This is a genomic window from Paenibacillus sp. PL91 (assembly GCF_012935325.2).
Classification (GTDB): domain Bacteria; phylum Bacillota; class Bacilli; order Paenibacillales; family Paenibacillaceae; genus Pristimantibacillus.
The window spans coordinates 922,739-946,727 of sequence record NZ_JABBYG020000001.1 but is presented as its reverse complement, the minus strand read 5'-3'; the positions used below and the strand labels follow the sequence as shown (position 1 = coordinate 946,727).

The 23,989-nt window shown below is 44.2% G+C and carries 18 protein-coding genes and 2 pseudogenes; 5 read left to right on the top strand and 15 right to left on the bottom strand.

The genetic code is table 11. The features are described from left to right. Positions 1–210: 210 nt before the first annotated feature. Entirely contained in the window at positions 211–750 is a 540-nt protein-coding gene (locus HI950_RS04460) for an NADPH-dependent FMN reductase (RefSeq protein WP_169081399.1), read from the top strand. A gap of 292 nt (positions 751–1,042) precedes the next feature. On the opposite strand, the gene HI950_RS04455 is transcribed toward HI950_RS04460, so the two are convergent. The 6 genes and pseudogenes from HI950_RS04455 to HI950_RS04430 all read right to left on the bottom strand — a co-directional run bounded on the left by HI950_RS04455 (position 1,043) and on the right by HI950_RS04430 (position 10,551). Beyond that, entirely contained in the window at positions 1,043–2,659 is a 1,617-nt protein-coding gene (locus HI950_RS04455) for a carboxylesterase/lipase family protein (protein ID WP_169081400.1), read from the bottom strand. A gap of 213 nt (positions 2,660–2,872) precedes the next feature. Next, a pseudogene (locus tag HI950_RS36925) lies at positions 2,873–2,965 on the bottom strand (hypothetical protein); the annotation flags it as partial. Positions 2,966–3,198: 233 nt separating this feature from the next. Then, positions 3,199–5,367: a discoidin domain-containing protein gene (locus HI950_RS04445; RefSeq protein ID WP_223285089.1), complete on the bottom strand. Its 2,169-nt coding sequence runs from the start codon at positions 5,365–5,367 to the stop codon at positions 3,199–3,201. 141 nt (positions 5,368–5,508) lie between these two features. Next, complete coding sequence (locus HI950_RS04440) at positions 5,509–7,146, bottom strand: ABC transporter substrate-binding protein (protein WP_223285088.1); 1,638 nt, start codon at positions 7,144–7,146, stop codon at positions 5,509–5,511. Between the two features lie 140 nt (positions 7,147–7,286). Continuing rightward, entirely contained in the window at positions 7,287–9,020 is a 1,734-nt protein-coding gene (locus HI950_RS04435) for a cache domain-containing sensor histidine kinase (RefSeq protein WP_169081402.1), read from the bottom strand. Next, a complete protein-coding gene (locus HI950_RS04430; RefSeq protein WP_169081403.1) occupies positions 8,995–10,551 on the bottom strand; it encodes a response regulator transcription factor in 1,557 nt (518 codons plus the stop codon). The genes HI950_RS04435 and HI950_RS04430 overlap by 26 nt, the downstream gene beginning before the upstream one ends. Positions 10,552–10,739: 188 nt before the next feature. On the opposite strand from HI950_RS04430, the gene HI950_RS04425 reads away from it, so the two are divergent. From HI950_RS04425 to HI950_RS04415, 3 genes are all read left to right on the top strand, one after another. Continuing rightward, positions 10,740–11,708 (top strand): ABC transporter permease, encoded by a 969-nt coding sequence (locus tag HI950_RS04425; RefSeq protein ID WP_169081404.1) that lies wholly within the window; start codon positions 10,740–10,742, stop codon positions 11,706–11,708. Positions 11,709–11,723: 15 nt separating this feature from the next. Continuing rightward, a complete protein-coding gene (locus HI950_RS04420) occupies positions 11,724–12,617 on the top strand; it encodes a carbohydrate ABC transporter permease (RefSeq protein WP_169081405.1) in 894 nt (297 codons plus the stop codon). Positions 12,618–12,910: 293 nt separating this feature from the next. Continuing rightward, entirely contained in the window at positions 12,911–14,017 is a 1,107-nt protein-coding gene (locus HI950_RS04415; protein WP_187768023.1) for a LysM peptidoglycan-binding domain-containing protein, read from the top strand. A gap of 180 nt (positions 14,018–14,197) precedes the next feature. Here the strand turns inward: HI950_RS04415 and HI950_RS04410 are convergent, their stop codons facing one another. From HI950_RS04410 to HI950_RS04390, 5 genes are all read right to left on the bottom strand, one after another. Next, entirely contained in the window at positions 14,198–15,220 is a 1,023-nt protein-coding gene (locus tag HI950_RS04410) for a serine hydrolase domain-containing protein (protein ID WP_169081407.1), read from the bottom strand. A 302-nt stretch (positions 15,221–15,522) separates the two neighbouring features. Then, positions 15,523–16,167, bottom strand: coding sequence for an SGNH/GDSL hydrolase family protein (locus tag HI950_RS04405; RefSeq protein WP_169081408.1), 645 nt, complete (start codon positions 16,165–16,167; stop codon positions 15,523–15,525). A 12-nt stretch (positions 16,168–16,179) separates the two neighbouring features. Beyond that, positions 16,180–17,181 (bottom strand): type I glyceraldehyde-3-phosphate dehydrogenase, encoded by a 1,002-nt coding sequence (locus HI950_RS04400; protein WP_169081409.1) that lies wholly within the window; start codon positions 17,179–17,181, stop codon positions 16,180–16,182. A gap of 60 nt (positions 17,182–17,241) precedes the next feature. After that, positions 17,242–17,805: an NADPH-dependent FMN reductase gene (locus HI950_RS04395; RefSeq protein WP_169081410.1), complete on the bottom strand. Its 564-nt coding sequence runs from the start codon at positions 17,803–17,805 to the stop codon at positions 17,242–17,244. 403 nt (positions 17,806–18,208) lie between these two features. Beyond that, the gene (locus HI950_RS04390) at positions 18,209–19,120 is read right to left on the bottom strand and encodes an arginase family protein (RefSeq protein ID WP_169081411.1); all 912 of its coding nucleotides are present in this window, start codon (positions 19,118–19,120) and stop codon (positions 18,209–18,211) included. 104 nt (positions 19,121–19,224) lie between these two features. Here HI950_RS04390 and HI950_RS04385 point away from each other — a divergent pair, with 104 nt between their 5' ends. Next, positions 19,225–19,566 carry a winged helix-turn-helix transcriptional regulator gene (locus HI950_RS04385; protein WP_169081412.1) on the top strand — a complete coding sequence of 114 codons (342 nt, stop codon included), beginning with the start codon at positions 19,225–19,227 and terminating at the stop codon, positions 19,564–19,566. 341 nt (positions 19,567–19,907) lie between these two features. Here the strand turns inward: HI950_RS04385 and HI950_RS04380 are convergent, their stop codons facing one another. From HI950_RS04380 to HI950_RS04365, 4 genes and pseudogenes are all read right to left on the bottom strand, one after another. After that, positions 19,908–21,209: an MFS transporter gene (locus tag HI950_RS04380; RefSeq protein WP_169081413.1), complete on the bottom strand. Its 1,302-nt coding sequence runs from the start codon at positions 21,207–21,209 to the stop codon at positions 19,908–19,910. 174 nt (positions 21,210–21,383) lie between these two features. Further along, a pseudogene (locus tag HI950_RS04375) lies at positions 21,384–21,539 on the bottom strand (VOC family protein); the annotation flags it as partial. A gap of 15 nt (positions 21,540–21,554) precedes the next feature. Continuing rightward, complete coding sequence (gene mle / locus HI950_RS04370) at positions 21,555–22,406, bottom strand: alpha/beta fold macrolide esterase (protein ID WP_169081414.1); 852 nt, start codon at positions 22,404–22,406, stop codon at positions 21,555–21,557. Positions 22,407–23,381: 975 nt separating this feature from the next. Beyond that, positions 23,382–23,762 carry a YciI family protein gene (locus HI950_RS04365; protein ID WP_169081415.1) on the bottom strand — a complete coding sequence of 127 codons (381 nt, stop codon included), beginning with the start codon at positions 23,760–23,762 and terminating at the stop codon, positions 23,382–23,384. Positions 23,763–23,989: the final 227 nt, after the last annotated feature.

Here is a 23,989-nt window from a genome sequence, read left to right as displayed (position 1 = left end):
CATCTGTCCCCTTCTCGTAAATCACGTACATGGAATTCATATTTTTGCTAGTCGATCAAACTATTTCTCCTGTCAATTGATATATTTCAAATCAGGCAGGCAGTTTCATTTTTACAACAATTTGCAATTGATTTGAATAATTGCTTTCCCCTAAGAAATACTAAGAAGTGTAGTAACAAGTCAATTCATATTTTTCAGAGGAGGAAAAAAGTGTCTAAATTAAATATAGGAATTGTTTTAGGAAGTACTCGTGAAGGTCGGGTCAGCCCACAGGTAGGAGCATGGGTCAAAAACATTGCTGATAAACGTGGGGATGCTAATTATGAGATTGTAGACATCGCAGACTACAAACTACCTCTCCTAGGGGAAGCGGATGCTACTCAACAAGCAACCACTTGGAATACAAAGCTCTCTAGTTTAGATGGTTTTGTATTCATTGTAGCAGAATACAACCATAGCATAACTGCTGCTTTGAAAAATGCACTTGATTACGCACGTGAAGCTTGGAACAATAAAGCTGCAGGCATTGTAAGTTATGGTTCTGTTGGTGGTGCACGTGCAGCTGAACATTTAAGAGGAATTTTAGGTGAATTGTCTGTAGCTGATGCACGAGTCCATCCTGCACTTTCTTTATTCACTGACTTTGAAAACGGCACTGTTTTCAAGCCAGCTGAGCTGCATCTTACCAACGTTAATGGTATGCTAGATCAAGTAATTGCATGGAGTGGAGCTTTAAAAACTTTACGCTAAGTTATTTTTCGATATAGCTTTTTAAAAAAGCAGTTAGAGGTTTTCTTCTAACTGCTTTTTTGTCCTTCAACGACACACCGTTTATGCTGGTTGGCTGCCTTTTTCGGTGGATTTTCTATCTGTGGGATTGCGTAAACATCATCGAGCTTTATTCTTCTCCGCGCTTATAGGGTATTGTCACTGATTTTGACAAGAACCTATATCGTTAAAATGAAAAAAGCCGCAATAAGCGGCTTCTTTATCATATTTGGCGCGTTATCAGCACTGATCGTAACACGGCTAGTAATCAGGCTCATTCCCAGAAAAATCGACCGTTGAACATGTTTTGTTTTATGAAATCAGATTCTTCCTTGCTAAGTTCGCTTTCCATGCGATTTATCGTGGCATCTCTAGTCAAGTATTCATTTGACATTTCAATAATTGCACGGTCCTTCTCTCCATCAAACATAAGAACACGCTCTACACCTTGCGTCCAAGGTTTCCATTCCTTGTTCTGCTGACTATTGGGATTACCGGTATAAACAAAATATTTCATATATTGAACCATTGCAGCTGAAAGTTCCTGACGGCCAGCTTTGTTTTCTTCATTGTAATAATCTTTACCGAGTAATTCCGCAAGTCCTATAGAGTATCCGGTATAGAAATCCAAGTCGGCACCATGTGCTGCACCAAACAGCATTTGCACTCTAGGCGAAGTGACGCCTTGCCTAGTGCCCCATGCGAACCGGTAACCATATATCGCGGGCTGATCCTCTTGAGCAGTCAGCTTCTCAGCAGTGCGTTCCACATTAAACCCAGCATATAATTCGCTTCCATACTCCACAGCTTTTTGATATCGTCTCCTTTTTTTATTATCCGAGAATAGGCTGCCGTCATCCAGAGACTTGCCAAAGTATGTATCGCCAGCGGCGAATCCCGAAAATTCCGTCTGATCGCTGCCCAAAATCATCGGAACCTTATTATAGTCACCCATTTCGATACGCTCAAAGCCTTCATGGGGTATTACCGCTCCATCTCTGAATAAGTGGGGAAATGGCGCCATCTGGATAGCAGGATCTGTGATAGAGGTTACCATTTTTTCGGGTTTTATTTGCCGTAAATAAGCTGCAAGCTCCTCTTTCTTTTGCTCATTGATCCAGAGACGAGCTTCGTCTACCGTATCAGCTATTCCGTCTTCAATAACGAGTTTCACTAGAATTTCATTAGCTTTCTTCTCTCCCGCTTGTGGATCGGAAGTCGTCATGCCGCCGCTCAGAGAGACTGCCTTGTGAAACAGCCCCTTACCCACTGGAGAAATGATGGCAGCCATTACATTACGCGCGCCAGCTGATTGCCCCGCCAACGTCACCTTACCGGGATCACCACCAAAATGCGAAATATGATCCTGTACCCATTTCAAGGATTGAATAATGTCGAGCAGTCCGTAGTTCCCAGAGTCATCTAAGGGGTTGCCCGATTGAAGGGAAGGATGGCGAAAAAATCCCATTGCACCCAGTCGATAATTTACGGTGATGACGACGCTGTTCATCGAACGGGCTAATCGGTCTCCCACAAAATCCTTTCCTGATCCGCCCACATTGCCACCACCATGAGCAAATACGAAGACCGGAAGCTTTGAGTTTGCTAGGTCCGGCCGCCAAATATTCAAATATAAACAGTCCTCGCTTCCCTCAATTTTACCATTAACCGTTTGAATACAGCTTTGTCCATATTGATCGGCTTGGTACTTGCCAGTCCAGTGCTCCGGATTTTCCGGCGCTTTCCAGCGAAGTGCACCTACGGGCGGCTTTGCATACGGTATGCCAAGCCAACTGATAGTCGAGGACTCAGAATTTCTTGTGCCTTCCAATTCACCATATTTGGTGTTGACCGCGACATCCGGTATGAATGATTCTGCATTGCTTTGCATATTCCCAATCTCCTTTCATTTGATTTGCTCTTTTCGAGGGGGAAGACAGAGCGCATGCTATAGATGAAACAATATTACGATTACGAAGCAATTTAGCATCATTAAGAATAGTGAGTCAATTTTTTGTTTGGCAATTCCAGTCCGCTGTAAGGCTATCCTAATAATTACATCCAATTATACGATAACATTATACAAATTATTTCAAATTAAATGCTATACTTTGTTTTTAATTATCTCTATCTTTCTAGCAACAGCCTGTGCAGAATAAGATTCGTCAACCCCGCCATCGACCCGATAACGTACATTTTGTCCAACTTTTTATTTTGCCGATATTGCTCCAGATGCAGGCCAGCCAAATATAATAACAAGCCCCGATGATGTCATCATCGGGGCTTCGATGTTCACAATTAAAGGTTCACGATGCACCATCCTGACCGGCTTGGAGTTCCCTTTGAATGGTGTACGATGCACTTTCGTCCGGCTGCAGTGTATAGACGGGGCTGTGTATGACTCATCGATCGTCCCTTTTTCCGTGAGCGCTACTCGCCCTCACCGTTCGAATAAATAGTAAAAATCAAATCGCGCTCTCCGTTATTTTCCGTAGTCCATGTCTCGCCACCGTCCAGTGAGATCCGCTCATACCCGTCCGGATAAGAATTTATATCGTTATAGGCAAACCCGTAGTTATTGTCCGTAGATTCGGTCATAACCGATTTCGGTGATTTCAAGATAAAGCCGTATTTCTTGTTTGTATCCAAATTCGTCAGCTTCGGATAGATGGAATATGGACTCACGCTCCCCGGGATGTTATAGGCCGGGAGCGACGCGGAGAAGATCGTCTCCCGCGGGTTGTCCTGCTCATCCAACATGACGATATCGAAGTAATAAGCGTCCGTCGGTACTGTATTTACATCGCTCTCATAAATGTACAGATCGATCTTCGGCAGGCTGCTGTCGTTCAGCTTGAACACCTGCATCCTTTGCACCTTGGCCCGAATGTCCGAATAGCTCGCGTAATCCGAATTGCTGTTGTCCTGGTCAATAATTGGACCGCTATTCCCCTCGACATAATAAGCCTCAATCTCTTCAATAGACGGGATAATATAACTCGTCTTCATGAACAATCTTATTTTTGATGTCGATACGATTTCAAAATGAATGACTTTATTGTCACCTACCGTAAACCCTTTTGTGATGTCAACGTACTTCGTGCCATCCCAATACTGCAACGCATAAACGGCGATCTGAAAATAAGAGCCTTTATGTTCTTTAATGACAACTCTATTGACTGACGTCTCTTCGGCAAAATCGATCTCAGCCCATTGATTGTTCAGCTGCCCGTCGGCTGCGCTCCATCTCGTGGATGAAAGGCCGTCCGTCAGTTTGTCCGCCTCATATCCCGAACCGCTCCAGGTCGAGGATACTCCAGCTTGTTTGCCGAGGGCGAGATTGACCAGCGCGTCTCCGTTGTCTTTGCCTGATCCACCATTTGATACTTGAATAATGGCCGTACCATTTGGCTGGAGCGTGTGCGTAAGCTGTCCGGATACTTTGCCTAGCACCTTCCCGGAGTAAAGCTCCGTTAACGTATGCTTGGCATGCGCATTTAATCCAAGCTCGGAGAGGTTGACCGTAATTTGCTTCTCTTCCTTGGCGTTCCAATTAGACAGGCCGACAATGACGTCGCCGCCGCCATCAGTTATATAAACAACCGACGGGGAATGTTCCCCTTTATGATACACATTTGGCATGCCTACAGGCTTGGCGGCTTTGCCCTTCCGAACGAGCTCCAGCAGCTTCTTATTCTCAAGGATGCTCATCCTTTCCTCTGACAGGAATGGGAAGTTGTCGCCTGCAAGCCAATGTCCCCCGCCCAGCGCAACAGTCGTTGCCAGCAGCTTGCCTTCACTTTGACTGTATTTGTACCAAAAACCTTGAGAAAAGTTTTCCGGAATAATCATGTCGGCGTCATTGTATTCATACAGCGTACCGTTCGTCCACCACGAGGCGGCTGTGTTGAAAGCCTGCCGCTCGATGCCGGAATACCCCTCTACCCCGATCGTCGTATCGCATGCCGATCTTCTGCCGTGAGCAAACGATGCAGGCAGCAGAGGCGCTATCGATTCATTAATATAAATCGGGCGATCGGCCGCAAGAACCGCATCCCGGATAATTCCCATGCCGATTCGATAAGCTTGAACGCCGTTTACCGCCGGGTCGTACCGCTGCCCGTCGTACATGCCCATGTCAATAAAATCGAGCTTAAGGTAGTCGAAACCCCAATCGATATATTTCTGTATGGCGCTGCGCAGCGCCACTTGGGCCGCTGGATGGGTAATATCCATCGCATAGGTGCCCAAATACGTTCTGATCAGCTGCCCGTTCTCATCCTTTAGTGAAATATCCCTATGGTTATATTCCGTCCCCGGAATAGGCAGATCGAGCCAGGCATCATAGATCGTGAACGGCGTTTGATAGCCGCCGACCTTCAAGCCTTTCCCGTGAACATAATCCGCAAAGGCCTGCATCCCCTCTTCGAAGGGCAGATTTGAGATCTCTGACTTGATCGGAGAACTGCGCCTTAAGACTGGGCTCGGAATACCCGACTCCGCCCCAGAAACTAAATTCCTCGCATTCACGTTCCACTTCGGCATCAAATGAGCTGTGGAACCTAGATCGGAGACGATGGGCGCAATCAAGCGCCGCAATCGTCTCTCCCCAATACAAATGCTGAAGAATCCCTTTCTCATTCACTCCGAACACATAAGTTGTCTGCTCGGTTTGAATTTCAAATAGATGCTTGTCTTCATGAACGGTTATCGGCACTTCTGTCACCTCATACTATGATATTAATTCCAAAGCTCTTTACGCTTGTTGTAATTATCGGTATAAATCTTCTCCAGCTTCGCAAGCCCTGCCGTTTCCAATTCCTTCATCATCGTGTCGTATAATTTGACTGCTTCGGCCTCGGAAGGTGCCATTACCATCCTAGGGAAATACTTATTAATCGTTTCGCCAACCTTCGTTTGCATAATAGCTTCAGGAGTGCCGCCGCTTGGGCCAAAGTTGTCATAAAGAGCCGTGTCAAACGACGAATCTGCTAGATTCTTGATCGCAAGCTTGGCAACTGCATCCGTCTCGTACCGGCCGACTAAGTCATATGGCGTCCCATCCGATCCCGGACCGTTCTTGACTGTCCAGGTCCACTTCCGGATGCCGGTTTCCGTGGAATAACCCGCCCAATCCTTTTTAAAGCCCTCCAAAACTTCAGGCCTAGGAACATGCTTGCCATCCTTCATATCCCAGTGCGTTCCTTCAATACCCCACATCATCAAATATTGACCTTCCTCACTTGCTAGGAAATCAAGGAATTTAATAGCACGGACCGGATCGGCATTTGTTGTCGTAATTCCGATGCCATCCCATCCGAGCGAGTTTTTCGGACCAAAGGTTGTTTTCTGCGGATCTACGCCTGGTGCAACGACGTTATAGGGATAAAATTGGCTTTCGTCTTTCTTGGATTGATCCGCTGCTTCCTCTTTTAATATCGTATTCGGCTTACCCAGATTCCAAAAGGCATCCGTTGTCGCAAATACGCTGCCCGATGCCATCTTTTGTTCATATTGCTGTGTTTTTATCGTTGCCCATTCCGGATCGATAAAGTTTTGCGTGTACAAGGAATTCATAAATTTGATCATGTCCAAATACTTCGGGTCTCTCACGTCGCTCTTCAGTTCATCGCCTGTTTCATAATAAGGCATAATACCGTACATGCCTTTGAACGTACCCGAAATCGCGCCCATGTTCTCGCCGTTAAAAGTCATGGCCATCGTAGGCTTACCGTCAATCGTCGGATATTTCTCTTTGAAGCTTTTGAGCAGTCCAACAAACTCTTCAACGGTGAAGGGCTCGCCGTTGTTCACTTTATCCCCGGCTCCCAGCTCCTTCATTACATCCATTCGCATCATAAATCCGAATACCGGATATTGCTCCAGCCCATACCAGTTGGCAAGGTAATAGTTCTTACCGTCCGTGTGCCTGGTCTTGTTCAGCATATCGCCATACATTTTCTTAATGTTCGGTCCATATTGGTCAATCAGATCGTTGAGCGGGATTAGCGCCCCAGCCGCAATATATTTGTCGAGAATATCGCCGCGTGAAATCGCCATCAAGTCAGGCAGGTCGTTACTGGCCAGCATCAGATTTAATTTCTCGGCCGGATTGCCGGTCGGCTGTTGAATTTCCAAGGAAACGCCGGTCTTCTCGGTTATTTTTTGGGCAACCAGATTATCAAACGAATCACCGACATTACGGTCAAAAAAAGTGAATTTGATCGGCGAGTTTCCCTCGACTTCACCTTCTTCTTCTGCTGCAGGCGTATTACCAGTACCCTCGTTTGTTGGTTCCCCATAGCTGCTGCAGCCTGCAAGCAGTGCCATCAATAAAAAAATCAGACCCGTAAATCGGACATGCCCCTTCTTTCTCATAGCTGATCTGTTCCTCCTTGAAATTAGGATGCAAGTGAGTTCAACAATCGTCGAAACCGCTTTGCTTAGACTTTATTGTAGACACCAGACCGGTCTCGATTCTATACAACTTTGTTATTAAACATGACGGAAAACGACTATCATAAATACATAATCGTCTTCGGAATACGGATCTTCACAGAAGTGCCTATACCAAGCCTGCTGTACACCTCCACGCCGTAACGCTCACCGTACGCCAGCTTGATACGCTTGTCCACATTATAAATTCCATAGCCCGAGGGCTGATCCGTCTTCTCCAGCATCCGTTCATAAACATCGCGAGGCATCCCCATACCGTCATCAATAACGGATAACAACAAATCCTCTCCATCTGAGAAGAGCTTAATGATAATCGTAATGCCGCAGTCATCATCCCAAATCGCATGATTAATGCAGTTTTCAATAAAAGGCTGCACGATTAACTTCAACGTTGTAAATTGAAATAGCGACTGGTCCAAGGAAAAATGTACCCGGAATAAGCCTTGGAATCTGGTTTCCTGTATGGAAAGATAGTGCTCGGTAAGCTTAATTTCTTGTTCAATCGTGATCGTTTTTTTCCCTTTGCTTAAGGAGATCCGGTAAAACCTCGCCAAATCATCCGCCATCCGATGCACATGCCCATTATTATGTTTAATGGCTAAAGCCGAAATGGAAGCCAGTGTATTGTAGAGAAAATGCGGTGTTATTTGAGCTTGGAGACTGTTCATCTCCGCTTCATTCTTCATAACCTCTTTCTTGTACACGTCATTGATTAAATCTTCTATTTTAATCGCCATCTTCTTTAGAGCAAAAGACAGTTGGCCTACTTCGTCATTCCCCATCGGAGGGAAAGTTAAATCGAATGTTCCGCGTTCCACCTTGCGAATTTGATGGAGCAGTATTTCGAAGCGCTTCGTCATTAACTGACTGGTCCCGTATATCAGGACAATGGCAGCGAATACGCAAGCGAGAGCGATGGTCAGTATTTTACCGGAGGCTGCCCGAGCCTGCGTCAGCAATTCCTCATAAGGCAGAATTGCAATCGTTTTCCAGCCGTTGTGCAACGATTTTTGAATGACGATCGAGTTTTCATTCTTTTGGGCTAACAATTCGGCAGCGTTTCGGAACTTCGCATGTTTGAGGTCTGACGTAATAATATTTCCGTTCTCATCCGCCACTATAATCGCTTTGTTATTGCTCTCTTTCTCGATGAGAGAGAAGATTTCCCTCTCCGATATGTCCATAGTCAAAATTCCGTAAGGAAAGTTCAGGCTCAAATAGTTCAGTGAACGCGTAAGCGTCACCACACGATCCTTCACAGTTCCATCTGCGGCGGGGAAAAAGTGGGTAATATGTCCTTCCGCATGCAGCGATTGCGTGACCAGCTTTGCGGGCACCTCATCCATATGCTTCACAAAATGCCCGTCCGAATGAAGCGTTTGATTGTCCGTATAAATCGTAATCGATAGCAGATTAGGGTTCATCGCGAGAATCTTATTCAGCGTTTGATTAATATAGTCGTACGCGTCAAGCACCGAAATATCGTTTTTTCCATAGTGGTTCAGCAAGTAATTCCTGAGCTGAGTGTCCAAGTAAATCAATGTGGCATTCTGGGCGTATATGTCGAGCTTATTTTCAATATTGTTGTTGACCTGATCAATCGTATTTCCTACGTTCTCGACTGCCTGCCGGGTTAGCTGTTCTTTAATCGTCTGGTAGGAATAGAAAACCAAGAAAGCGATGGGCAGTATCGTAACAAAGAGATATACGATAAACAGCTTGCTTCGCAATCGTCTGTTGATCATGTTGAGCCGAATTCTTTTGCGGATGCTATAAAAATTTTTTGCGATATTCATTCGGAGTGACTCCTTGCGTTTTATAAAAGAACGAGCTGAAATAAGACGAGTTATCGTATCCCACTTTTCTTGCCACATCATGAATCTTTAATGATTTGTCGCGCAGCAGCTCCACCGCCATGGTAAGACGGACCTTTGTCAAATACTCATGAATGGTGCAGCCCTTCTTTTCCTTAAATAAAGCCCTCAAATAATTGGGAGAGATGTACACCTTTTCCGCCAAATGCTCGATCGTAAGAGGCTCGAAGTAAGCGCTGTCAATTATATCTACCACTTCCTGCACCAGCAGCATATGCCGATCCTGCTGTTTATTCTCCAGATAGCGGCTGATCTTATCCATCAACCCCAGAATAAAATCTTTGATCCCTCGTATGGAATCCTCTTGCAGGATTGACCGGTTCCAGTCATGCAGACCTCCGATCCCTTTGATTGCCTGATCATCGAATTTCGCACATACGCTCGCTATTCCTTTCAATACGTCCATCGAAACTTCATAAGCTTTTTCTCTTTTTACGTGCATCCGAACCAACGTATCAAAATAATGGTCAATTCCATTTAGGAACGCCGTCAAATCGGACAAATGCAATCCCCCCAGCAGCATCTCATCTTCGGAGTTAAATGCAGCATCGCGCTCATTTTTAACTTGCCCCGAATGAATAATGTTCCCAAGTCCGGTATAAAAACGTTCCCCCACCGCTTTCTCCGCTTCCTTGAACATCGAGTGCGCGTGCTTCAGCAAAGTTACCGTGTCAGCAATCCCGATGGTCACTGTCCAGTCATATTCGCGTCGGATGGACTCGGATAGGTCTTGCCAAAATAGCTCGTAATCGATGCCGGGACCAAATTTGACAGTGAGCAGCCATTCATGTTCAACCACCCTTAAGGTAATTCCTTCCAATGAAAAGCTGCCTAGCAGCGAACGGATAACCATTGGTATTTCATTTATGTTTTTCAAGCGCGCTGTAGGACTTTCTTTATAAGCAAAATAGTTATCGATACTGATTAAAGCGGTTACATAATGATCGTTAAGAAACCGCTGATCCATTAGGATGAGCTCTGTCCAGGATTGCTCTACGCTCCCGTTATTGGCAGCTTTATAAATATCCTCGATATGTTTCTCGATCAGTATCTGCCTGGAACGGCGCAGTATATTGACTTTCTCCACCTCTTCCTTGACTTTGGCTAGTACGGCGTGCAATTCGATTGGATTAATCGGCTTCAAAAGATAACCTACGGCCCCTGCATGAAGGGCCGACTTTACATAGATAAATTCATCATGCCCGCTTAAAAATATGATTTTCATCCAATCGAAACGTTCTTGAATGAGGGCCGCCGGCTGGAGCCCGTCCATAATCGGCATTCGCACATCAGTAAGCACGATATCTGGCTGTATATGCTGAATTTGTTCCCAAGCTTTCTTTCCGTTTTTGGCGGCTCCAACTACTCTAATGTTCATGCTGGCCCAATCGATGTGGTTCTGGAGAAGATCCAACTCGATAAATTCGTCCTCCACTAGAAAAATAGTCAACAATCCGCATCTCTCCTATAATCCGAATATAATTTCCCATTATATCACCGGCATATCGCTCGAAGTAGTGCCTCGCAGTCTTATTGCGCAATGATAGGCGCTTTCCCGTATGTTTCTTCACATTGTAATATTGCTACCAGAGATCGGTGACTCGTATAATTTTGTACATTACCAAGGAACGAGGTGCTTACATGAGTACGGCCGTCAAAGCTTTAAGCAAGATAAATACAGTCACAAAAAAAAGCTTCAAAATTCGGTTGATAGAGCAGAGGTATCTTCTTCTGCTGCTTGCGCCAGCGGTTATTTGGGCAATCTTCTTCGCCTATTTACCAATGGCTGGATTGTATATGGCTTTCGTCAATTATAAACCTTCGCTCGGAAATTTTTGGGGCAATCTGTTCCGCAGTGAATTCATTGGCATGGATTGGTTCCATTATTTTTTCAGCAACGGTGATTTCTTGGTTATTATGCGAAATACGCTAGCTTCCACTTTACTCACGCTGGTCATATCCTTTCCCGCACCAATTATCATTGCTATTGCCCTGAATGAGATTAAAGGAGCCGTATTCAAAAGAACGGTTCAAACGGTTTCCTACCTCCCCCATTTCATTTCCTGGGTTATTGCTGCGAATATCATCGTAACTGTTCTCTCATCAGACGGAATTGTCAACAAACTGCTGCAGTGGCTGCATTTGACAGATAAAAGCATTTTCTTTCTGCAGGAAGGCAAATATTTCTGGTGGATTGTGGCCCTTGGAAACACATGGAAGGAGATGGGGTACAGCGCGATTATTTATCTCGCAGCAATCTCTTCGATCAACCTGGAACTTTACGAGGCAGCCCGAGTTGACGGTGCCGGCCGGTTCAAGCAGATTTTGTATGTAACCCTGCCACATTTGAAGCCGACAATCGTAATTCTCCTCATTCTTTCTCTTGGAGGCGTGCTCAACGCGGGCTTTGATCAGCATTATTTGCTCGGCAACGGCTTAAATCAAGGATATTCCGATGTTTTGTCAACCTATTCATTCCGATACGGATTGCAAAGCTCTATGTTCTCCTATGCATCGGCTGTTGGTTTATTCAATTCCGTTGTCGCCTTCATTCTGGTCGTAATCGTTAATTTCACTTCCAAAAAATTAAACAACCAATCGTTATTTTAAAGGAGTTGATGAACAATGCCTAAAATACACTCGTTTTCGGATAAGCTGTTCGATCTGTTCATTTACCTCTTTCTCATCATCATATTTCTCGTTACGTTTTACCCTTTCTGGAATATCCTTGTCGTATCATTAAATGATGCCACCGATTCGGTACGCGGTGGATTATATTTATGGCCGCGGCAGTTCACGTTTGAAAGCTACGAATCGATATTCCGTAATGCGGAGCTGATCAACTCGGTGAAGGTGACTGTCCTGCGGACGATCATCGGAACTCCGCTCTCCGTGCTGGTCATCAGCATGATGGCCTACTCGCTCAGCAAGCGCGAGCTTATTGCTTGGAGAGCATTTACGCTGTTTTTCATCTTCACCATGTATTTCGGCGGAGGATTGATCCCCACCTACATGATCATCAAATCTTTGGGACTGATCGATTCGTTCTGGGTGTTTATTTTCCCCGGTCTGATTGGGGTATTCCTCATGATATTGGTTCGGACGTATATCGAGCAGCTGCCGCCGGAGATGGAGGAATCCGCCAAGATTGACGGAGCGAACGACCTGCAAATTTTCGGCAGGATGGTCCTTCCGCTCTGTGTTCCTGTACTGGCTACCATCGCACTATTTATCGGCATCGGGCATTGGAACTCCTGGTACGATTCGTATATTTATACGTATAAGCCGGAGTTGAAGACGCTTCAGGCTATCCTGGTCAAGATTTTGAATCAGTTCCAGACGGGGGCTATGGTTTCGGAAGCTGAGCAGTTAGCAAACAGCTCGAAACGGACTCCGGTATCCGGTGAAAGCATACGGATGGCAGTAACGATGGTGGCCACCCTCCCCATTGTTCTTATTTATCCGTTTCTGCAGCGATTTTTCGTGAAAGGCATTATGATGGGAGCAATTAAAAGCTAGCAAAAAAAGCCGAGGAACGAGTCTGCATGCTCGTTTCTGGCTTTTATTTTTTGAGTACTGTTATAGGAATTTTAGTAACAAGTTCCATAGTTTCTAGAAATACAGATGTTGAAGATACACTTACGCAATAGACAATATCATTATCGAAATATGCAATTCAACTATCGTTTTTTAAGAAGTACACACAAATACCAGGGATATGCGAGTTACATACGGAGCATTTTGTGTACTAATGAATTGGCTGTTTAGGCCCATTCCACTGGCTTCAATAAGTTCGATAGAATAGGATTAAGTTGAGGAACAAAGGAGAAGATTACGTTTTGAATAAGAGAACCAAACGCAGCAGCAAACATTCCAAAGGCAGCCTGGCAACTTTAAAGCTAACAAATCTCATCATCTATCTGGCCATAGTCATTATTGTTGTTGGTATTTTCGGAATATTTTACGGTAAATATACGAATAAAGTTGATTCTAAGCTTCCGCTCGCTGCGGAGAATATCGAGCGAGCCAATGGGCAGAACAGTATTGGGGGACCCTCTGATTCAGATTCCCTTAATAATGGGAATAGAGGAAACGAGCCATTGGCAGATGACCCTATCCCTGCCGGATCCCCTGACAGTGAAGAGGAACAAGAGATATACGATGATGTGACAGAAGACCCTGCTCCTACTGCATCCAACACACCGGTCAAAGAAAGTGATAAGCCGACGGAGACTCCTAAGCCAGCACTGACAGAAAAACCAACGCAAGAAAAAAAGGATTACGGCAATAAATCAACGGAAGCCCCTACTAAAACAGTGAAGCTTCCAACTACCTATGTTGTCCAAAAAGGCGATACGCTAAGCTTGATATCCGAGAAGTTCTATCAATCTAAGGAGCATTATGCGCTGGTTGCAGAGTATAACCATATCGTGTTTATTAATGATATGAAAGCCGGAGATACGCTTAAGATCCCAGTATTGTTATCAACAACCAGCTCGATAGATGGCAGCCAACAGGGAACCAAAGACTATTCGAAAATTAATTTGCCGGCTACCTATCTGATCCAAGCAGGCGACACTCTGTCAAGGATTTCCAGAATGTTTTACAAATCGGCGGATTATGTTGATTATATTGCGAAAGAAAACAAGCTGGATAAAAATGTAGGCTTGAAAGCAGGCACCAACCTCATTATTCCCTCCCTGAAAACCGACAAGCCGGATGACGAAAATAGCGCAGAAAAATCTTTACCCGATTACAAGACATCCGATCATACCGTAAAGAAGGGCGAGACGCTTTACAGCATCTCTAAAATCTATTACGACTCCGACAAATATGTGATGTTCATCGCGCGCTACAATCATATTGTTAATATTGATGATGTAAAAGCCGGCACGGTGCTGAAAATCCCAAAAACTTAGGTCAACGAAAACTGACAGAAAAGGCTCCGCCATAGCGGAGCCTCAGAATATCAAGATATATCGTTTGCCTCTTGATCATTTAATTCGATAAAATACCTGTCTCCTGTCGTTGCATCGCCATTGGCCCAAATCCCCTTCCTTGCGATGTAGCCCTTTTTTGAAGTATCGTTACCCGTTAGTTCAATTCCCGCTGCTGATAATTTCACTAATTTTTCTTGCAATATAGCCAACACTATTTTCCATATTGGCTAAAATATGAACATGTGTGTTTAGTTTTGTGTACACAGAGGATTGCATTTCAACCCCGGGATCGCTTCCCATAACATAATATTTTATAACTTCGTTATTTAATATAAGGATCCACACACCATATCCATATTGTGTATGCTCGTTATAACTAATATGAGGTGATAGCATCATTTCAGTTAGGTTTTTTGATAATAATAAGTTACCCATTAGAGCATTCCAGAACTTTTCTAAATCATAAACGGTAGTAAAAGCACCACCATCAGGTCCGCCAACAATTGGTATTGAGTAAATATTGGATTTCCAAGTTGAACCACTATCCATATAACCGACTGCCGTTCGATCGGGCAGCTGGTCCAGCCGAAAGTAACCTGTATCTTCCATTCCACAAATACGGAAAATATTTTCTTCGACATATTCTTGAAAAGTTAGCCCTGTGACATGTTCTACAATCAATCCAAGAATAATGAAACCCGCGTTACTATATGAAAATCGATCTCCCGGAGCAAATTTCATTTCATTATTCTGAAACATAGGCAGAAAACATTTGGGAGAGTTTATGGAGTACATAGGTAATGACTTCCATAAATCCGCATAATCACTCATGGTCTCTTCATCAAAGTAATCGGATATGCCTGAACTGTGAGTTAATAGATGATGCACAGTTATTCTCGGATCAAAATTAGGGAAGGAAACTTCTAAACAGTCACTTAATAAAGTATCAAAGTCAAGAAGTCTTTTCTCAACTAGCTGACATACTGCTACTGCGGTAAAAATCTTGCAGCCTGATGCCATACCGAATCGTGTATTAGTCATATTCTTTATCTTTTCACTACGATTTGCATAACCATATCCTTGCTCGAAAATTGTCCCACTTTGGTTTCCAATTAACACAGCACCAGAGAATGGGATGCTCTTTTCCTGGTTGTATGCCTTTATGATATCTTCAATTTGCATATGGAAAGCCTCCACCTCTTAATTGATCTATGGTTCAATTATACCTGTTTCTTTCAAAACTTTGGAAATAACATTCACTTATAATTGAAAATTACTATCGTATCCTTCACCATAAGCAGCCGAAGAATACCATGCACTATTGCCTGTTTGCTTTATAAAAAAAGCAGGCTCCTCTTGAGCCTGCTCATCGACGTGTACTATTTTTCAACTATCATGTCCCATAAGTTGAAAAAATTCGTTGTCTATTCATCTTAATAAGAAAAAGATAGGAATAATGAACTCTAATGGAGCTAGACTTACTATCAACGTATAGCCCATGGACTGTTCTGAACGACCTTCAGCCATTCTCGTGCGATTAGTCGGTGCCCGGCAGTCGTTGGATGAATGCCGTCCCATATCCAATAACCAGTGTCTATCCGCTTTGCCGCAGTATCAAACGAATTCTGCAAGGGGACAAATAGTGTTTCATAGTCATTTGCCAACTTTGTGACAACCTGGCTGTATTCATCCAAACGTTGACGCCATTGTTTCCAGTGCTCTACTGTTTTACCTGTTTTCAACACAAAAGGCTCGCATAGTACCACTCCGCACTCTGGAAGCACTTCTTTCGTTTCATCCAGTAGACAGCGATACGCCTTTTCGAACCGGTCAGTGGCTCCGCCTGGGGCACCACTAATGATCTGCGAGGCATCATTCACACCAACCAAGATACTAATGAGATCAGGCTGTAGACTAATCACATCCTCATTCCAACGGGAGTACAAATCCGATGCTCGATTACCGCTTATCCCCCTATTTATGAACTGAGGCCGGGTTTCCGCCAATTCAAATCCCAGTTCAGCGGCAATCAGATACACGTAGCAATGTCCATGGATATGATTAACCGAGAATGTACCAGCCGTCCCCTTTGGTTCAGCCCTACATCCTAGGGTGCATCGAATCGTCATTAATAGCCCAGCTTATGATTTTTCCGCAAGGAAGGCGGCTACCTCAGCCAACCGCGAAGCATAACCCCATTCGTTATCGTACCAGGTTGCGACGGACAACAGTTCGCCTTGCACTTGAGTTAAAGGCAGGTCAATAATTGAAGAATGAGGATCGGCAACGATACGGGACGAGGCCCATTCCCCTTCCAAAATATCAAGAATGCCCTTTAGTTCGCTGTCTTTCGCGGCTTGGCGGAACATATCGTTGATCTCCTGAACGGTGCACGGTTTTTCCGTTATCAGGTTGAGTTCGGCAATGCTGCCTGTACGAGTCGGAATACGGTAGGCTTTGCCTGTAATTTGCAGGTCGCTCCAAATGAATTTGAGCGCTTTGGCTGCTCCTGAAGACGATGGAATGATGTTCTCGGCGGCGGCCCATGAATCTCGGCGGTCTTTCATCGGCTGATCCGTTAACGATTGCGTGTTCGTATACGAGTGAACCGTGGAGAATAAGCCGTATTGAATACCGTAATTTTCTCTGACCAATTTAATTACGGGCGCAAGCGCATTGGTCGTGCAGCTCGCCATGCTAATGATTTTATGTTTATCCGGATCGAAGCTTTCCAGGTTAATGCCTTTGAGCAATACCGCGTCGCAGTCTTCAAGCGTTTTGCTCGGACCGCTTACAAGCACCCGTTTGGCGCCGCGATCCAAGTGCAGCTCGGCTACCGGCCGCGTAACGGCTCGTCCGGTACAATCAATAACGAGGTCGACGCCCAGCTCTCCCCAATTTGGCACTTCGCTGGCTGAATTCAGAAAACGAATCTCCCGGTCCCCTATCACGATCGCTCCTACTTGGGCTGACACGCTCTCATGCCAACGCTTGTAATTGGTATCCACTTCAAAAAGCGCGGCAAGCGTTGCTTCATCTTTAATATCGGAGATGGAGAAAGGGACAAATAAATTTTGTTGCAATGCTGCCCGAAGAAGCTGCCTTCCGATACGTCCAAATCCAAAAACCGCAATTTTACCCATAGTGCCTCCATTATATATTAGAATGGTAATACTTAAATATTGAGGTGATGAGAAAGAATACTACTCATTCAGCCGTTGTACCTGGTCTATCCATTGCATAAACGATCGCACATAACGCTGCAAATATTTGCGGGTCGTTTCATCGGTGAGCTTGCGACTTTCCGGATCTACCTTATCCAAAACTTGAGAAATATACATTTTTTGAATCGGCATGACATACGACGAGGTGGAATCCAACGTTTGCCTGATTTGCTGCTGCGACAGAATCGTTCCTTTTGCGCCTGGCGTTGCTCCTATCAAACCTGCAGGCTTTCGAATGAGGACCGCTGTTTTGGTTGGGGTCGATGCCCAGTCCAGCGCATTTTTAAGTACACCCGGTATTCCCGAATTGTACTCCGGGCTAACGATGATAATGCCATCCGTCCTTTGGATCGCTTCGCGATAACGCATGACTGGATCCGGCCCTTCTCCTAGATCCAAATCCGCATTATACAAGGGAAGATTCGTAATAGATATGTATTCATATTCTGCGGAATCTACCAGTTCAGGGATCGTATTCGCTATCATTTGATTGACTGAATTCTCCCTTAAACTACCAACTATAATCCCTATTCTTTTCGACATCAGCCATCCTCCTAAGTTTAGAATCCATTCTCCCTACCCAATCATACAATATTCCCCTCGTTTTGTGTGATTTACAGAAGAGAGCATCCTTACTTTACCTTGAAGGTATCCTTTCCGTATCCAGCTATCAAGCACTGAAGATTAAGTATGTTTTTATCCTTATGCAGTAGAAATTGCGGATGGTGTTGTTGCCCCATTTGCCCACTTGAAAGCAGTATGAATCCAGCCTATCTTAGCCTTCAGCTTACAATAATTAATAATGCTACATAGCATGAAACAGAGGAATTTAAGTGTTTTTTTGCACTTACTGCCACATAAAAATACACCTTCGCAAACATAAAGTGCGTGAGTGTATTTTTATGATTAAGCCGATCATTGTTCAATTATAATTCCGTTTATGACTCTAATTATTTAAAATAGGTATTTCTCCAAGCAGTTTCTTCAAGTTAATAGAATCCCACGGCATATGCTCCGTAATACCTAATCCAACTACATCCGTTTCTTCAGATAGTTCTTTAATCAGATGCAGTAGTTGAGGCATTTGCATCGTTCCCGCAGGAGAAAAATTATAAGGTGCTTCAGGGTTGGCGAATAATAAAGAACGAAATGCCTTTGGGTCAAGCACATCTAAATCAAGGTGAATAGCTAGGTGCTTAATGCCACTTTCTTTAATCCATTCTTTTATAGATTCAGTACTTTTCATTAACTCTTTGGTTCCAGCAGTTTTAATACCTAGTCTTTGAATGACTTCTGTATCTTGTTCTGTTGGAACTATACCTAGTCTTTGAAACGCTTCTGAAATCACTTCTGTTTCTTGTTCTGTAGGAGCTGCCAATCCCGCAATAAAGACATTTTCAGGTTTCAGAGGGGTTTTCACAAATTTAGCGAACTCCTCATCTCCTTCTCCCAATAGATTCCCGAGAGGTAATGTATGTCCATTGTCATACCCAACATATCTAACTAAATCACTGTGAGCATCGATCCAAATTAAACCTAACTCCCCATCGTATCGTTCGTTTAAATAGGCAAATGGGGCTTGTTCGACTAAGCAGTCACCACCAAACATTACAATGCGATCCGGCTTATGAGCATCAATTATATGGTGAGCAGACTTTAATTGTTCGAGTAGCTGCTTTCTCCCATTTATACCGTTCTCGTTTTCAAGAGGAGTGCCATGAGCTTGAACTGGAACATTAATAAGGGGTTGATCATTGTCCGGTGCCAGCCAAGCAAGCAGTTCGGCTCCAAAAGAGTAGTTAGGGTTGTTTCCCCCTTGCCATTGCGGCATTAAAAGACGTATTGTTTTTTTAGTCATTTTTTCTCTCCTTTACTTCAAAGTATGGTTAGTATAAACTGAGCACAATTAAAAAAGTAGTACGCACTTTATTGATAGGTACTACCCGAAAGGATAGTGTAAATATGAGTATGGCTGAATACAAAGGTAAAGTTAAAAATATTCAAGATACACCTTTTGGATATACCGTTTCAGTTATCGGTGGTAAATGGAAAATGGTTATTATATACCTCCTAGCAGAAAACCAAACGGTTCGCTTTAATGATTTGAAAAGACAAATAGGAGCTATTACTTATAAAACATTGAGTTCACAACTAAAAGAATTGGAAGCGGATGGTTTGGTAAAACGGAAAGAGTACCCTCAAGTTCCTCCTAAAGTCGAGTACAGTCTCACGGATAAAGCGGAAACATTATTACCCGTTTTGGAAGAGTTATGTGAGTGGGGAGTAAAAAACCAAAATAATTAAATCCAGTTTTCAAATTGCTCTAGGTATTAGAGAGACCCTACTGCTGATGTCTGGGGAAACCCATTTTTTTTTCGGATCACAAGAAATGTAGAAATAGTTTATATCCTATTTAATATTCAAATACAGATTTATAACTACATTTTCGCTACGGACGAAGAATCTGTCGATCAAAAGGCGCACTGCTATGTGCAGCGCGCCTTTTTTGAAAAACAACGGATGAGTTGGTTATTTGAACAACTATTGAGATTTAATCCGGGCCTGATTCTCCTCAGCAATGTATTGTTCAGCGTTTAGCTTCAGTTATGCGCTTTGCTTCGAGACCAAGCAGGGTGCCTCGGTGACTAGTTCAACCCGCTCGTCTTGTCGCCATGCCCGCCTGAGATGCCGACCGCCTGTCCTTTACCCGGCTCCGGTACTCGCATGAGAATGGCGATACCTACGATGAACAGAATAACAAGGCTGAATACGCCTATACTCGTGTGGCCGGTGAGCTGAGCTGTTACGCCGACTAGAAGCGGGCCCAGAATGGAAGCGAACTTGTCAAAAATATTATAAAACCCGAAAAACCGGTTGGCGTTCTCCTTCGGTACCATACGCGCGAAGTAGGCCCGGCTCAGCGCCTGGATACCGCCTTGCGAGGTGGCGACAAGCATCGCTAGCACCCAGAAGTCGAACGCAGACTTCATGAAATACGCGTAGATACATACGATGATATAGACGCAGATGCCGACGTAAAGCATGATTTTACCCGAGAACCGATCCGCCAGACGCCCGTACAGTATCGCGAATGGAGCAGCGACGACTTGCGTGACGAACAATATGATGAGCAGGTCAGTCGATTCGATGCCCAGATCGGTCCCATAGGCGGTGGACATCGTAATGATCGTCCCGACGCCGTCGATGTAGAAAAAATAAGCGAGCAAGAAAAGGAAAATCGCGCGATGCTGCTTGATTTGCTTTAAGGTCTCGTAGAGGCGCTTGAAGCTGTTCGCGACGATGCGAGGCTCGCGGTTCAAGTAATGCTTCTGGCGTACGTTGCGGAGCATAGGCAAAGTGAATACGCCCCACCAGAGCGCTGTAATGAAGAACGCGATTTGGCTCGCCACTGTTACGGAGATCGGCAGAACCTTTTGCTCAGCAAGAAGAATGATCGCGATGCTGATGATAAAAGGAATCGTGCTCCCAATGTACCCCATCGCAAATCCGCGGGCGGACACCTTATTCATCCGTTCGTCGTCTGTGACGTCCACGAGGAAAGCGTCGTAGAACACATTGGAGCCCGCCGAGCCGATCGCAATGAACATATAACAGACGAGCAGCAGCTCCCAATTATCATGCGAAATAAACGTTAGCAGCGCAGTGGCGACGATGCCAAACAAGCTGAAGCCGGCGAAAAACGTTTTTTTGAACCCTTGGTAATCGGCAATTGTGCCCAAGATCGGGCCTAACAGGGCAAGAATAAGCGTCGAAATCGCAATCGCATATCCCAGATAAGCCGTAGAATTCGTGGCGCTTACGCCAGCGTCCTCAGCCGCCGCTTTGTAGAAGAGCGGAAAAACGGCCGTGGAAATGATGATAGAGTAGGCGGAATGGCCCCAGTCGTACCATATCCAGCTTTTTTCTTCCTTCGAATATGACCTCATCAGCTTGGCCTCCTGAATGAACCGAATGCTCTTATTGTATAGGAAATGCGGACTTCCGGGCGCAAAGAACAAAAAATTTACAATACGCCGGGTTCGACAGTCGCGACTATTGCCATTTTCGCCCGATGGATTTTGACTAGAATAAGGTCATAGAAGTTGAATAAAGCTTGCTAAACCATCATCCTTCAAGTGTTGTTCGATTTCGTCCACATGCTCTTCGCCTTGAATGAAGCCGATATGAAACGTCTTGGGATAGCTGACTTGATCGCTTTTCATCAAGGTAAGTACTAAACCATTGTCGTCAAATCGTACGGCGAAGGAGTTACTACGCACTATCGTTCCCAGTTAGCTGAACTGATTTGGTATTGAAGTGTGCTTTGTAATAGAGTCGATTATTAAATCCCAGTCGTCATAATGAAGCTCATGCCCTGTACCTTCCAATGTCAGTAAAACCGCACCCGGAATTTCGTTAGCAAGATTTATTCCGTGTTCATAAGGGATTATCGGATCTTCAGTACCGTGTATAATCAGAGCGGGTACATTTATTTCTCCCGTCCTTACTAAATAGGATTCTCCACCTGCCAGCAAGGCGTGATTATTCATGCTGGCCATATTGTTACTTCTTGTAAATTCTTTTTTAGCTATAAAGCCAACTTTCTGCTCATCAAAAGGATGCTTTGAACCTACTAGGATTCTAGACCTATCAATCGCAAATTTAACTGCCGATTGTTCGTTCGTCCAATCTATTAGCCCCATATTCGAGAAAAATTCCATAACCCTTTCCTCCATCGGGGGGAGATCCTGAGCAAAATTGGACGTTGACAGGAGCGTAATGGTTAGCACTCTCTTTGGATGCCGCAAAGCTATCATTTGAGTTAGCATACCGCCCATGGACATACCTACGATGTGCGCTTGTTCAATCTTATAAGCATCCAATACCCGAACGGCATCATCTGCCATTTCTTCGAAAGTATAGCCTGGTTGACCAGGTTCGTACGCTGTAGAACGTCCAACATCGCGATTATCATAACGAACGATAAAACGCCCTGTATCGGCCAAACGATGGCAGAACTCTTCTTCCCACCAAATCATTGAGGATTGGGCACCCATAATCAATAATATTGCCGGGTTAACTTGTTCACCGAAACTGTCCGAACAGAGTTCAATTCCATCTGCTTTTATTAAACGTTCGTTCATTTGTAATTCCTCCAGTCTTTATATGAAAAATAAAAAAACACAGGCTATTAGCCTGTGCATACAGTAATCGAAAAAGAATTTGAAAATGAACGCAATAGGATGATTTCCCAATGGTAGACTCGCAGTCCAGCCACCGGATAGATCAAAGGTTCATTCCATTTTCCTTAAATTCAGTCTATACGACAAGAGGATTGAGCTACCACTGCCTCCAATCGCATATCACTAAACTAGGTTACCGTGAAGGCAAACCATTCTTCGATTACTATGCACACAAATAGCCTTAAATCACTATTTATTTCTTTGTGCAAAGAATATCAAAGAATTAGTTCAACACACGTAACCCCTCCGTTCTTTTCATGGTAAAGTAATGCTAACACATGATTAATTTCTATGTCAACACTTGGAAATTTGTTAGTTCAATCGTACTTACTCTCCCCAAACTCTAAAATCTTCACTGCACTAGAATTCACCGCAATATTACCCTCAAAGACTTCAGGGATTAAATAAATAGCATCATCGAAAGATGAATATGCCGCTCCGCTTTCCTGATTTCGCTTACTAACCTTTCCAAACACTGCGGACCGTTCACATAGGGATCTACTCGGTTATTGCGGGTCGTCTGCGGGGCCAGCGCACTGAGCGTTCTGCAACTTGCCGTTCCATTCGGAAACTCGCAGCTTATTTATCATATGTAATGACCTCCATCGGTTCTGGTTGACACGCCAAAAACTAGCCTACTAAGGCTAAGGTCAGATACCCGTTTAGAGCATTTTATAAACGTTCCAGCTGCCGGCAATAAATTCTCCTTGCTTTGTGTGTCCGTTAGCGCAACGACATTTGAGAGCTCAAACTAAATGGCCTTTTGTTTTATAGCAGAAAAAGACGCTGCATCGGCAGCGTCTCACGTTTTTAGTATCTTACGGCGTAAACAATTGGATTCCCATTTGCCGAATCGGTTGGAGAAATCAATGGCTACTACTGTTGTTGTTTCTTTTCAAAGTAATGAATCGGGCGGATTTCCAGGCGCCAGCCAAACTGCTCGCCCTCCCCCACTTGCGTAGTCGGATGCAGGGAAGCTATCCTAATCGCATCCTCCATGTCCCGTGCTTCTATGAGGAACACGCTGCCTATCATCTCCTTAGACTCCGTAAAAGGACCGTCCGTAATTGTCACCTTCTTGTTCTCCCGGCGCATGCATTTTGATTCCAAAGACAGGCCGGCATCCATAATGACTTGGCCGCTTTTATAAAATTCTTCGAGGTGAGGCTGACACAACTCCATCACTGCATGAATCTCCGACTCCGGACGGGCATCCATTTTCTCTTGATCAAAGTATCCCAAACAAAGAAATTTCATTTTAATCCTCCTTAAGATGAGATGAATTGTGACTCTATTCAATACGACGAACGGCAGTTAACAAAATCGACAACGGCAATAACTTATTTCCAAAAAAAATATAGCGGCTTTTTCACGTGTCTCTGCTCAATCCCTTGGTACGTCATTCTCTAGAAACTATCATAAGATTGGTTTGAACTAATAATCACAAAGCTTTGGAATAACATTACAATCATAAACTTAATCAT